9 protein-coding genes are annotated in these 12,859 nt (G+C 44.5%); 3 read left to right on the forward strand and 6 right to left on the reverse strand.

The genetic code is table 11. The features are described from left to right. Positions 1-11 precede the first annotated feature (11 nt). The 6 genes from D1136_RS07350 to D1136_RS07375 form a co-directional block, all read right to left on the reverse strand. Positions 12-1,208, reverse strand: a complete 1,197-nt coding sequence (locus tag D1136_RS07350; RefSeq protein WP_161876981.1) for an FprA family A-type flavoprotein — start codon at positions 1,206-1,208, stop codon at positions 12-14. Between the two features lie 150 nt (positions 1,209-1,358). After that, positions 1,359-2,549, reverse strand: a complete 1,191-nt coding sequence (locus D1136_RS07355) for an aminopeptidase C (RefSeq protein WP_161876982.1) — start codon at positions 2,547-2,549, stop codon at positions 1,359-1,361. Between the two features lie 120 nt (positions 2,550-2,669). Then, the gene (locus tag D1136_RS07360; protein ID WP_161876983.1) at positions 2,670-3,605 is read right to left on the reverse strand and encodes a CPBP family intramembrane glutamic endopeptidase; all 936 of its coding nucleotides are present in this window, start codon (positions 3,603-3,605) and stop codon (positions 2,670-2,672) included. A gap of 19 nt (positions 3,606-3,624) precedes the next feature. Next, on the reverse strand, positions 3,625-6,243 hold the full coding sequence (locus D1136_RS07365) for a DNA translocase FtsK (RefSeq protein ID WP_161876984.1): 2,619 nt from the start codon (positions 6,241-6,243) through the stop codon (positions 3,625-3,627). Between the two features lie 98 nt (positions 6,244-6,341). Continuing rightward, complete coding sequence (locus D1136_RS07370; protein ID WP_161876985.1) at positions 6,342-7,988, reverse strand: AMP-binding protein; 1,647 nt, start codon at positions 7,986-7,988, stop codon at positions 6,342-6,344. A 140-nt stretch (positions 7,989-8,128) separates the two neighbouring features. After that, positions 8,129-9,790: an AMP-binding protein gene (locus D1136_RS07375; protein WP_161876986.1), complete on the reverse strand. Its 1,662-nt coding sequence runs from the start codon at positions 9,788-9,790 to the stop codon at positions 8,129-8,131. A 241-nt stretch (positions 9,791-10,031) separates the two neighbouring features. Here D1136_RS07375 and D1136_RS07380 point away from each other — a divergent pair, with 241 nt between their 5' ends. The 3 genes from D1136_RS07380 to D1136_RS07390 all read left to right on the forward strand — a co-directional run bounded on the left by D1136_RS07380 (position 10,032) and on the right by D1136_RS07390 (position 12,607). Next, the gene (locus D1136_RS07380; protein WP_161876998.1) at positions 10,032-10,844 is read left to right on the forward strand and encodes an AraC family transcriptional regulator; all 813 of its coding nucleotides are present in this window, start codon (positions 10,032-10,034) and stop codon (positions 10,842-10,844) included. A gap of 128 nt (positions 10,845-10,972) precedes the next feature. Next, on the forward strand, positions 10,973-12,046 hold the full coding sequence (locus D1136_RS07385; RefSeq protein ID WP_161876987.1) for an alpha/beta hydrolase: 1,074 nt from the start codon (positions 10,973-10,975) through the stop codon (positions 12,044-12,046). Positions 12,047-12,067: 21 nt separating this feature from the next. Continuing rightward, positions 12,068-12,607: a flavodoxin family protein gene (locus tag D1136_RS07390; RefSeq protein WP_161876988.1), complete on the forward strand. Its 540-nt coding sequence runs from the start codon at positions 12,068-12,070 to the stop codon at positions 12,605-12,607. The last annotated feature ends 252 nt before the right edge of the window (positions 12,608-12,859 follow it).

Below are 12,859 nucleotides of genomic sequence, written 5' to 3' on the forward strand. Positions count from 1 at the left end.
GGAGTGGATGATTATTCGTTTGCTTTTATTTTATTAGCCATGGCTACAGCTATGTTTTTGCATTGTTCTATGTCGGAAGGTTTCATTGCACCTAAGGTTTCGTTAGGTTCTGCTACGACTTCCCATTTTATTTTTTCGGCGAAGGTTTTGAAACGGGGAATGGCACCACCGCCCCAGGTTTTATTACCGAAATAAGCTAACAGATGATTTTTGATGCCCATGCATTCCAGTTCGCACAACAGGTTTTCCATGGTAGGGAAAATCCCTCCGTTATAGGCACAGCTTCCCAAGATGACTCCTTTGTACCGGAAAATATCATTGATGATGTAAGAGGGATGGGTTTTGGATGTGTCGTGAATCCGTATTTTTTTGATTCCCTCACGAACCAGGAAACGTCCGATGGTATCTGCCATTTGTTCTGTGTGGCCGTACATGCTACTGAAAGCGATGACTGCTCCGGCTTCTGTTTCGTATTTGCTCCACTTGTCGTATTTGGCGATAATATTGTTGATGTGGTTTCGCCAAATAGGACCATGGGTGGCGCAAATGGTGTTGATGGGCAGTGCATTTAATTTTTTCAATGCGGTTTGTGTGGGTACGCCGTATTTGCCTACAATATTGGAATAGTAACGGCTGATTTCTTCTTCCAGGTAATCCAGGTCGACTTCGTCGTCAAAAATTCCTCCGTCGAGGGTTCCGAATGCTCCGAATGCGTCTCCGCTGAAAAGAATATTTTCATCGGGGATATAGGTTACCATGGTTTCTGGCCAGTGGAGCATGGGGACCATGTAGAAATTGAGGGTCCGTTGGCCGATATTCAGGCTATCTCCTTCTTTTACTTCCAGCAGGTTGTGTTCTACGCCGTAGTAATTTTGGAGCATAGGGAAAGTTTTGCTGTTACCGACCAGGGTCATTTCCGGATGGTGGCAAAGTAAGGTTTTGATGGCTCCGGAATGATCGGGTTCCATGTGGTTGATGATTAAATAATCCACCCGGCGTCCTTGAAGTACGCCCTCCAGACTATCTAAATAATCATCCATGTGGCTTCTTTCGACGGTGTCTACCACGACTACTTTTTCGTCCAGGATAACATATGAATTATAAGCGACACCTTTGGGAAGAGGCCAGTAGTTTTCAAAGATATGGGTTCTGCGGTCGTTGATTCCGATCCAGTAAATGTTGGGTGTGATTTCAATTGAACTATTCATGGTTTTTTATTTTAACTTGGTCATACAAATTTATAAAAAAAGTTAGAGAGCTCAATGAAAAGTAACCGGAAGATAAATATCCGGGGATAATAAAGCCGGAAGGATATCCTTCCGGCCTGTTGGATTTTCCCTTTTATCAGCAGGGAAGACTTATTTAATTCCCAGTTTCTTTTTCAGATCTTTCGGAAGTGCATCCTTGTGGATCATAATGGAAGTGGTTTTGTAAGCAACGAAGGGATAGGAAGCATACAGATAACCGTTGTATTTCCCGTAATCTCCCCATGAGTTTTTAACGATAAAATATTTATTTCCGATTTGGTCTACAGCTTTTCCGATAACATGCATGCCATGGTCGTCGGTGGTTTTTTTGTTATCGAATTCTTCCTGACGTAATTCCTGGGTAATTTCTTTTTCTTTTCCCGGTTTTTTCAGAAGTTCGGCGTTTTGCTGTGCTTTTGGCATTTTTACCCATTTGGCAATTTCGGCATCGCTCATTTCTTTGATATTGACTTCCGGAACGATAGCCATGCCGTCACGGGTGAAACCGATTTCTGAAACATCGGAACCCCATGCGAAGGTATACCCCTTGTCAATGGCCTGGTCAAGGACTTCCATCAGTACGTCTAAAGGCAGGTTGTAGGATACTTCACCAATCCAGTTGTCTTCCACTTCCAATGCAAACGTGGTGTAGAAAGGATGATGGGTAAAAGAAGTCAGGCTGATGTAATCGTCCATATTCAGACCGCAGGCATCGGTAGCAAAAGTCTGGGGTGTATATTCTTTTCCTTTCCAGGTGAATTTTTCCGGTTTTTCTCCCAGATAAGCATCCAGAACGGCATCGTAACCTTTTTGCCAGGCAGTACTCAGTTTTTTGTTTGAGTTTTGAATGACTCCGTTGATGTATCCTCTCAGGACATCGTCCAATTCACCGTGTACGTGTACGTCTTCTCCGTAGTTCAAGCCTTTGTACAGTTCCAGGGGAACAATACCGTAATTTTTAATGGCCCACGTAACATCGGCAGATGCCCCTCCTTGTCCGAAATTTACGTGTCCGTTCATGCGGACATATTTATCGGCTTTTCCGTGGTAGGTGTTCCATACGACATACATTGGTGAAAGGCTGACTGAATCTTTGCCCAGGCGCATCATTTCCGATTCCAGAAAAGAAATAGTAGACCAGGACCAGCAGGTACCGGCACGGTCTTGTGATTTCACAGAGGTAGTCGGGAGCCGTTTTACATCCGTGAATTTGTAACCTTCATCTTCTTGTTTGTCCTGAGCTGTCGCTATTGTAGCAAAAGCCAGTAATAACCCTAAGGTTAAAGAGGTGAACTTTTTCATGTTTTACTTATTTGAATATTAAAAATAGATAACGTTTGCACACTGTTCAAAGGTAAACAATTGAGTTTTGAAAATAGTGTATTGAACTTATTTTCCTTAAAATTTAAGAAAAAATAACATTTATCCGGGATAGTTACTGATTTTTTCCCAGAGTTTTACTTTACCTGAAAAATGGAATTTCAGTTGACATATTCCTATAAATGTTAAGCCTGCCAGAAGGATAATTACAGTGTCCCAATGGGAAGCAGTAGGGTTCAGGATTTTAAATAGTGCGTGCGTTTGGAGTGCGGATGTATCTGAAGTGACGCTAATGGCTGCCAGGATATTGTTGGACAGGTGCATGCCAAGTGCCAGTTCCATGCCGTTGTCTTTTACTGTGATATAACTCAGCAGGAGTCCCATCAGGATATATTGGGGCATCACCACCCAGAAGCCCATTTGATTTTCAGGATTGGCAAAGTGCATGAGTCCAAAAGATATTCCTGTAAGCAGTACGGCAATTCCCCTGTATTTGAACAAGTAGGCCATCCATTGCATCAGATAACCTCGGAAGAGGAATTCTTCAAAAGAGACCTGGAGAGGGAACAAGGCCAATGAAATCAGGACGAGTATAAAAAAATCTTTTGCTTCGAAGCGGAAGACCAGTTCGGAGGAGGGGATGGAAAGCAATTGCAAAGCGGTGGCAATTAAGGTGAGTATTCCCCATATTCCGGCTCCGAAAAATATTCTTTTCCAGTCTATGCAGGTGCGTCCGGTTATGATATCAAGTCCTTTTTTTTCGTGAATGTAACGTACACACCAAAAGAGGGCAATTAAGCCGAATACGAATGTAAGCAAGCTTAGGGCCAGACCGGAATTGGTTTGCATGGCTGCATTGAGGGCTGTCTGTAAACTTTGTTCGTTAAGCCACTCTGCCGGTGACAGAGAAGAGTGGTGGAAGGTGTAGAGGAGCAAAGGCAGTGTACCTATCAATTGCCAGGTCAAAAAGATAATCAGCAGGGAGAATACATAATAATACCACTGATTTCTTCCGGTATAGACTTTTTCTAAAAACATGGATGACCGTTTTTTGAACTTATCTGTTCAGGGTTTGTTCTAAGGTGTATTCGTCCTGGATGAGAACTTGTCGTGGTTTGCTGCCTTCCATCGGGCCGACAATACCTGCAGCTTCCAATTGGTCCATAATCCGTCCGGCACGGTTGTAACCGATGGAAAAACGGCGTTGGATGGAAGAGGTGGAGCCTTGCTGGCTGTTCACAATCAACCGGGCAGCTTCTTCAAACAAAGGGTCTTTGGTGCCCAGGTCAAACTCCGATATGCCGGATGCCTCATTTTCCGGAATATATTCCGGGAGGGCAAAAGCACTGGGATAGGATTGTTGGGCGGCAATGAAGTGAGTGATGGCGTCTACCTCGGGAGTATCGACGAAAGCACACTGCACGCGGGTCATTTCACTGCCTACGGAAATGAGCATATCCCCCCTTCCGATCAATTGGTTGGCTCCGGGAGAGTCGAGGATGGTGCGGGAGTCAATCATGGAGGCTACTTTAAAAGCTATACGTGCCGGGAAGTTGGCTTTGATTACTCCGGTAATGATATTGGTAGAGGGGCGCTGGGTAGCAATAATCATATGGATTCCTACGGCCCGGGCCAATTGGGCGATACGGGCAATGGGGGTTTCCACTTCTTTGCCTGCTGTCATAATCAGGTCTGCGAATTCGTCCACTACGACAACTATGTAGGGCAGATATTTATGTCCGTTGTTCGGATTCAATTGGCGTTTGACGAATTTTTCGTTATATTCTTTGATGTTTCTGACTTGTGCTATTTTCAACAGGTCGTAGCGGTTGTCCATTTCTATACACAGGGAGTTGAGAGTATTGACTACTTTACTGGTTTCTGTGATAATGGCTTCTTCCTCTTCGGGGAGTTTAGCCAGGAAATGTTTTTCGATGACCGAATAGATGCTGAGTTCTACTTTTTTCGGATCGACCATCACAAATTTTAATTGTGAGGGGTGTTTTTTATAGAGCAATGAAGTGATAATAGCATTCAGGCCGACTGATTTTCCTTGTCCGGTGGCTCCGGCTACAAGCAAGTGAGGCATTTTCGCTAAATCGAAAGTGTATGTCTCATTGGAGATGGTACGTCCCAGAGCTATAGGGAGGGCATATTTGGATTCCTGGAATTTTTTTGAGGCGATGATCCCCCGCATGGAAACGACTTCCGGATTTTGGTTGGGGACTTCAATACCGATAGTTCCCGCACCAGGAATAGGAGCAATGATGCGGATTCCTAAAGCAGACAGACTTAACGCGATGTCGTCTTCCAGATTTTTGATTTTGGAAATCTTGACCCCGGGGGCAGGGACTATTTCGTAGAGTGTCACTGTCGGTCCGATGGTAGCTTTGATTTTGACAATTTCGATTTTATAGTTCTTCAGTGTTTCTACGATGCGGTTTTTATTGTCCTCTAATTCTTCCTGGGTCACTTTGGGATTTCCCGACGAGTGTTCTTCCAGCAGGTCGAGCGAAGGGTATTGGTAGTTAGACAGGTCGAGGGTCGGGTCGTAGTCTTCCTGTGGGAACATGTTTTGGGTTACCGTTTCCTCCTGGCTTTTGTTGCTGACTGTTAAAGTGATGTCTTCGTCTTCGGTTTCTTCTTGTTCTGTTGCGGGAACCTCAGGGGTAAGACCATCCGTTTTACTGATGAATTCAAATTCAGTGATGGAAGCCGGAATGTTGCGGAAACCTTCTTCAAGGGCTGTCGCTTCTGCTTCTCCGATTGCCGGAGAAAGTAAGAATTCCGGTTGTCCGGAAAGGTCCGGTTGTCCGGTGGGTGCATCTTCATTTTCCGGTTCTGTGAAAGCAGAAACGGTTATATCTTCTTCTGCCGGAAAGAGGTCTGTATCGCCTGCCGGCATGTCATCACTTTCTTCTTCCGGTTGTAATGACGGAGTATCCGGAATCTGACCCGTAGTTGTGCGGGCTGCTTGTTCCCGGGCTCTTTGAGCCAATAAAGCGGCAAGTGCTTTTTCTTTCCGTTGGCGCACCATATTCTTGAAGTAGTCTACACACCGGTAGAATGTTTTTTCAAAGCCAAAGAAAAGGATAATGATAAATGCCAGGATCAGGAAAAGGATAGTACCGATCCGTCCAATCAGGGAGTTCAGCCACAGGCTGACAAAATAACCATGCCCTCCGCCCGGAAATAAATATCCACTGTTCGTATGGAAAATGCGGGAAATGGATTCGCTGATAAGACCGAGCAAGAGGGAACTCCACAAGATAATCATTATGCCGATAAACAATTTCCGTCCGAAGTGGCGTATTCTGGCACCTGCCATTTTCAGACTGCACAGCAGTAAGAGGTAACAAAAAAGGAAAGAAGGTATACCAAACCAACGATTTATCAGTAAGTCGGAAATCCATGCTCCGATTTTACCGGCAGGATTATGGGCTGCAATTTGAGGGTTGGTGATGATTTTTCCTAAGGGGGCATCCACCAGGCTTTGGTCTATGCCTCCTGAAAAAAAGAAACCCGTCATGGCAAAAAGGAGATACAGGGAAAACAGAGCTAAAGCTATACCCAGGATAATTTGGGTGCGCTGTTCTTTCAAGAAATCGGCCACTGGAAAAAGGGAAATCTTTTCCTTAGGGGTTGTATTGGATTTTCGTTTTATATTTCTGTTCATTTCCTCATTTTTTCAACTTACGAAAGTAGTGTTTTTCGATTAAATTTTTTGGGAAAAAACGGGAAAAATGAAAAGGAATGGTCATCGGAAACTTTGTTTTACTGATACAGGTAACGTTTGATGCTGCGTTTTGGTGTTTTTTCAAATTCTTCGTTGTAAAGTCTGAAAGAGCTGACCTGGCTGTATGCCGGAAGTTGGTTGTTTAGTTCCTTTAAATTTTCGGTCATGGCTTCTGTCAGTTTTTCATCCGTCAGATTTTCGGCATTTACCGTATCGAAGTCCGGATAAACCAATGCAATCAGTTTGCTTTCTTTTTCAATGACAAGGGACTCACTTACATAAGGCATGTTGTTGAGTTTGTCTTCGATTTCTTCCGGATAGATATTCTGTCCGTTTGCACTGAGTATCATGTTTTTACATCTGCCTCGGATAAAGAGATAACCTTCTGCGTCGATAATTCCCATATCTCCTGTGTGGAGCCAGCCGTCGGCATCGAGGGCGGCGTTGGTGGCTTCCGGATTTTTGTAATATCCCAGCATGACACAGTCTCCTTTGGCCATAATTTCTCCGACTGTATTTTGCTGGTCGGGTGAGTCGATGCGTAGTTGTACCCGGGGAACGGCTTTTCCACAGGATCCCTGACGAAAGGTTTCCCAGCCGTCATAACTGAGCAATGGCCCGCATTCAGTCATTCCGTAACCGACAGTGTAGGGAAAACGGATGGATTTGAGAAAATGCTCCACTTCCTTATTTAAGGCAGCTCCGCCGATGATCAGTTCCTTGAATTTTCCGCCGAAGGCGTCAATGACCTTTTCCCGGATAGTATCTTTGATTTTATTGTTGATTAAGGGGATGTTCATTAATATTTTCATATGGGTTTTTTCGATGGTGGGAAAAACCTTCTTTTTAATGATTTTCTCAATCACAAGAGGAACCGTAATGATCAGGTCGGGTTTGACTTCGGCAAATGCGTCTGCTATGATTTTGGGAGAGGGGGTGCGTGACAGGAAGTGGACGTGCATACCGCTTGCAAATTCGTAGATAAATTCGAATGCCAGGCCATACATGTGGGCCATGGGCAGCATGCTGACAATTTGTTCACCCGGGGTAAGGCCGAAAACGCTCAGGGCGAATTTCAGGTTGGTCCATAAACTCCTGTAGGGTAACATAACTCCCTTGGAGGAACTGGTTGTTCCGGACGTATAGTTAATTAAAGCCAGTTCTTCCGGCTTATCGTATTCGTAATGGACATCTTCCGGCCGGAAGCGTTCCGGAAATTTTTTTCCGAACAGTTCGTTTAATTTGGCACGGGCTTCGGTTAATTGTTTTTTTCTGGAAAAGCGCAGGGAGTAGTCTTCTATCCGGATGACCCCATCCAGTTCGCTCATAGCTGTTTCATCCAGGTTTTCCCATACCACATCTCCGGCGAAGAGCAGCCTGGCTTCAGAATGGTTGACGATGTGATGGATGTTGTCGGGTTTAAATTCGTTGAGGATCGGTACGGCTACGGCCCCATATGAAAGGGTGGCCAGAAAAGCTATGCCCCAGTTGCTGGTATTGCGGCTGCAAAGGGCTATTTTGTCTCCGCGCCGGATGCCGCAATGTTCGAACAGCAAATGTAATTTTTCAATTTTCCGGGCTACGTCTTTATAGGAACTGGTGGCTCCTTTAAAGTCGGTTAAAGCCGGACGTTCCCAATTCTTTTTGATGCTATCCTCAATGTATTTTAAGAAACTTTCTTCCATGATAATCGGTTTAAGATGAACAAATATAGGGGTTTCCGTTATAAGTAGGAAAAAAATCCAATGAAATTGTTCTTCGGAAACCGGTTCCGGGAAATCTTAAATAAAGAGAAGTAACGGAGTGTGTAATGTAGTCACAGGGGTTATGTGTCTTTGTATACATCTTGATACAGATAACGTTTAATGCTTTTTTTGGGTGTTTTCTCAAATTCGGTTTCCTGTATTTTCAGACGGGCAATCTGACTGTATGCGGGAAGCATGGTGTTGGCTAATTTTCGGTTTTCATCCATGATTTTTTTCAGATTTTCCGGCAAAATTTTGTCTTTTTTTATTTGTTCGTAATCCGGGTATACCAAAGCGAGGAGCTTGCCATCATGTTCCACTACCAGGGATTCGGACACGTAGGGGAGTGCATTCAGCCGGTCTTCAATTTCTTCCGGATAAATGTTCTGTCCGCTGGGACCCAGGATCATGTTTTTGCTGCGTCCTTTGATGAACAGGTAGCCGTCTTTGTCTATGATACCCAGATCACCTGTATGTAACCATCCTTTTGAATCTATGGCTTTCCGGGTGGCTTCCGGATTTTTGTAATAGCCGGTCATGACATTGGTTCCTTTTACCAGAATTTCTCCGACGATATTTTCTGCATCGGAGGAGTTGATCCGGATTTCCATACGGTCAACGACTTTTCCGCAGGAGCCGGCTTTAAAGGTTCGCCAATCATCATAGGAAATAGCCGGTCCGCATTCTGTCATGCCGTAGCCAACTGTATAAGGAAAACGGACAGCACTGAGAAATTTTTCCACTTCAAAATTGAGGGCAGCTCCCCCTATGGCTATGAGTTTAAATCGTCCGCCGAAAGCATTTATGATTTTGTGGCGGATGGAGTTTTTGAGCCGGCGGCTGATGTACGGAATTTTCAGGAATAATTTGATATGGAATTTTTCCAGTTGCGGTAATACCCGATGTTTGATGATTTTTTCAATGATAAGCGGTACGGCAACTATCAGGTTGGGTTTTACTTCGGCAAATACTTCATTGATGACTTTGGGAGAAGGCATTTTGGAGATGAAATAGACATGTGTACCGCTGGCAAAGGGATAGATCAGCTCGAAAGCCAGACCGTACATATGGGCCATGGTAAGTATGGATACCAGGCGTTCGCCCGGATTGTATCCCATTTCATCCAGGGCATATTTGAGGTTCGACCACATGCTGCGGTAAGAAAGCATGACCCCCTTGGAGCTGCTGGTGGTTCCCGAAGTGTAATTGATCAATGCCAATTCTTCGGGTTTATCTGTTTCGTAATATACGTCGTCGGGGGAAAAGCGGGGGTATTTTTGGGTAAATAGCTCTTCCAGCCGTTCTTTTGTTTTGGCCATCCGGTCATCGATATGATGGAGAATGGTGTAATCTTCCATTTTGATAACAGTTTCGAGCCGGGGCATATCCTTTTTATTGAGTTCTTCCCAGATAGGAGCTCCTGCAAATAGCATCCGGGCTTCGGAGTGGTTGATGATATGATGGATGTTTTCCGGTTTGAATTCATGGAGGATGGGAACGGCAACAGCTCCATAAGATAGGGTAGCCAGGAAAGCTATTCCCCAATTGGCCATATTCCGGCTGCACAAGGCGATTTTGTCTCCCCGGCGTATGCCTCCTTTTTCAAAAAGGATATGAAGCTTTTCGATAGCACGGGCTACGTCTTTATAGGTGTGTGTGGTGCCTTTATAGTCGGACAGGGCCTGGTGGTTCCAGTGAACTTTTATGCTGTGTTCGATGTAGTATAAAAAACTTGTTTCCATCATGTCGGGATTGCCTTTATCATTGTTTGCCAGTGGTTATACCGGAAATTTTGCGTAAATGTTTGAGAAATTCCCATCTTCTTCGGTAACTATATCCGTGCTTATATAGAATAACACAGGCTGTCCGGCGTTTGAGAGATTTACTGTAAAATGTATAACAGTAACCAAAATCATTTGTAATTTTATAGCGTTAAATCTAATCCCTTTGCTTATGAGCACATCCGGAGAGAATATCGGGCCTATGAAGATGATTTTTAACTACAACGACATCTTTTATAGTTTTATATACGATGATTTGGGAGATTGCATACATCGCAGCCGGGAATATGCTCTCAATTATGTTTATTCGGGAGAAATGATTCTTGACAATGGAGAAGAAACCATTCATGTGCTTCCCGGCGAGTGTGTGTTTATTCCCCGGGACCATCGTATAACCTTACAGAAAAAGACTTATCAAGGGGAACGCTATTGTGGTATATTTATGATGTTTACACGTGAGTTTCTGAAAGAGATGTATGCCAGGATGGGGGGGAAGAAATTTCCTGCAAATGCATCGAAATTGCCTTTAGGAGTACTTAAATTGCCTCAAACGGTGGAACTTGCCAGTCTTTTTGCTTCTATGACACCGTATTTTGATCCCGAAGTAAAACCGCGTGAAGAGTTTATGCGCCTTAAACTTCAGGAAGGGTTCATGGCTTTGTTGGCCATCGACGACCGTTTTGCCCCGGCCATGTTTGATTTCAATGAGCCTTGGAAAATCGATATCCTTGATTTTATGGAACGTAATTACATGTGCGAGTTGAGTATTGAGGAGATTGCCCATTATACCGGTCGTAGCCTTGCTACTTTTAAACGTGATTTCAAGAAGGCTTTACCCGGAACGACACCGGAGAAATGGCTCATTACCAAGCGACTTGACGCGGCTTACGAAATGATCAGGCGCGGAGGGATGAAAATGGTGGATGTGTATACTTCGGTGGGATTCCGTAATCCTTCGCATTTTTCCACTGCTTTTAAACGTCGTTTCGGTGTAAGACCGAGTGAAGTGGCGTAATAAAGAAGTGTAAAGATGTAGTCAAATCCCACAAAAAAAACTGACCTTTTCAGCAAAAATCTTTGAGCTTTACAGTGAAATGGCCGTAGGATTCACTTCTTATATTTGCTGTGTAAAAATTTTACGATATGAGAAGTTTATTATCAACTACGGCAGCCCTGTTATTGGGCGCTACAATTGCAAATTCGCAGGAAATGAACAATTTGAACACCAATTATTCGTTGGCCCCGCAGCAGGAGCTGGCGTTGGCACAACAGTGGGATAAGACATTCCCGCAAAGTGAGAAAGTTGACCATCGGAAAGTAACCTTTGTCAACCGTTACGGAATAACTCTTGTGGCTGATATGTATACTCCCAAAGAGGTGGAAGGGAAATTGAAGGCCATCGCTATCAGCGGTCCGTTTGGTGCAGTCAAAGAACAAGTGAGCGGGCTTTATGCGCAGCATTTGGCTGAACGCGGCTTTCTGACTATCGCGTTTGACCCTTCCTTTACCGGTGAGAGTGGGGGGATGCCGCGTCGCGTGGCTTCTCCTGATATCAATACAGAGGATTTTTCGGCTGCTGTGGATTTTCTTTCAGTTCAACCCAATGTGGATGCCGGATGCATCGGTATTCTGGGAATATGCGGTTGGGGAGGGTTGGCTATAAATGCTGCTGCCAATGACCCGCGTATCAAGGCTACTGTGGCCTCCACCATGTACGACATGAGTCGTGCCGCCTCTAACGGATATTTCGATGCCAATGATCATCCGGATGTCCGTTATAGGATGCTCGAAGGGATGGCAGAACAGCGTACTGCTGATTATAAGGCCGGAAAATACTCCCGTGCCGGAGGTGTTGCCGACCCTTTGCCTGATGACGCTCCCCAGTTTGTGAAGGAATACCATGCTTATTACAAAACTCCGCGTGGTTATCACGAGCGTTCCGGCAATTCGACTGATGGATGGAATGTTACGTCTAATCTGCCGTTTATCAATTTTCCTTTATTGAGTCGTGCCGGTGAGATTCGGAATGCTGTATTGATTATTCACGGTGATAAGGCCCATTCGCTGTATTTTGGCAAGACTGCTTTTAGTCTCCTGCGCGGTGATAACAAAGACATGATTATTGTTGCCGATGCCAACCATACGGATCTTTATGATAACCTGGAGAAAATCCCTTTTCATCAGATAGCTGATTTCTTTAACGTCCGGATGAAATGAGGGATGCCCTATCTAAATCTTATGAAACATATTATTGTCATTTCATCAAGCCTCCGGGCTCACAGCAACTCGGAGGCACTTGCCGGTGAGTTTGTCCGTGGTGCCCGGGAGGCCGGCCATCAAGTGGAATTGGTATCTTTAAAGGATAAAGATATCCGGTTCTGCCGGGGATGTCTCGCTTGTCAGAAAAGTCAGCGTTGTGTGATCCATGATGATGCTGTTGCAATTGTAGAGAAGATGAGGGAAGCTGATGTAATCGCATTTGCAACTCCCATTTACTACTATGAACTGGCAGGGCAGTTGAAAACCCTGCTTGACCGTGCCAATCCGCTCTATTCCGGCAATTACAGATTTCGTGACATCTATTTGCTGTTCGCTGCTGCTGAAAATGAACCTGAGACTCCCCAGGGGGCTATGCATGGTCTTGAAGGTTGGATTGCCTGTTTTGAGAAAGCGCGGTTTGCCGGAAGTATTTTTGCCGGAGGAGTGAACGCTCCCAATGAAATTCTCGGACATGAAGGATTGCGTATCGCTTATGAAACCGGCAAGTCTGTCCGGTAGCCCGGCTACTGTTTACGGAAATACTCCCGTTTACCTGGTTTCCGGGGGTGCGTGAATGGTTGTCACTATATTTGGATTCTTTATCGAAAATACAAATCCCTGTTGTTAATCTACAGGGATTTTTGTTTATTTGTTCAGACACCCAATTTTATTATAAACTTTTTCCAGGATAATACATAATGTCGGAAGAAAGCCATAAACGTTTATCTTTACCCGTGCATACGGCAAAATGTTTATTATCCATGACAGACA

This window comes from Odoribacter sp. Z80 (assembly GCF_009935865.1).
Taxonomy (GTDB): Bacteria; Bacteroidota; Bacteroidia; order Bacteroidales; family Marinifilaceae; genus Odoribacter.

Coding starts and splice junctions, on each gene's coding strand:
- D1136_RS07385 (WP_161876987.1), top strand. CDS start 10,973: ATGAGAAGTTTATTATCAACTACGGCAGCCCTGTTATTGGGCGCTACA.
- D1136_RS07350 (WP_161876981.1), bottom strand. CDS start 1,208: ATGAATAGTTCAATTGAAATCACACCCAACATTTACTGGATCGGAATC.
- D1136_RS07375 (WP_161876986.1), bottom strand. CDS start 9,790: ATGGAAACAAGTTTTTTATACTACATCGAACACAGCATAAAAGTTCAC.
- D1136_RS07365 (WP_161876984.1), bottom strand. CDS start 6,243: ATGAACAGAAATATAAAACGAAAATCCAATACAACCCCTAAGGAAAAG.
- D1136_RS07370 (WP_161876985.1), bottom strand. CDS start 7,988: ATGGAAGAAAGTTTCTTAAAATACATTGAGGATAGCATCAAAAAGAAT.
- D1136_RS07390 (WP_161876988.1), top strand. CDS start 12,068: ATGAAACATATTATTGTCATTTCATCAAGCCTCCGGGCTCACAGCAAC.
- D1136_RS07360 (WP_161876983.1), bottom strand. CDS start 3,605: ATGTTTTTAGAAAAAGTCTATACCGGAAGAAATCAGTGGTATTATTAT.
- D1136_RS07380 (WP_161876998.1), top strand. CDS start 10,032: ATGAAGATGATTTTTAACTACAACGACATCTTTTATAGTTTTATATAC.
- D1136_RS07355 (WP_161876982.1), bottom strand. CDS start 2,549: ATGAAAAAGTTCACCTCTTTAACCTTAGGGTTATTACTGGCTTTTGCT.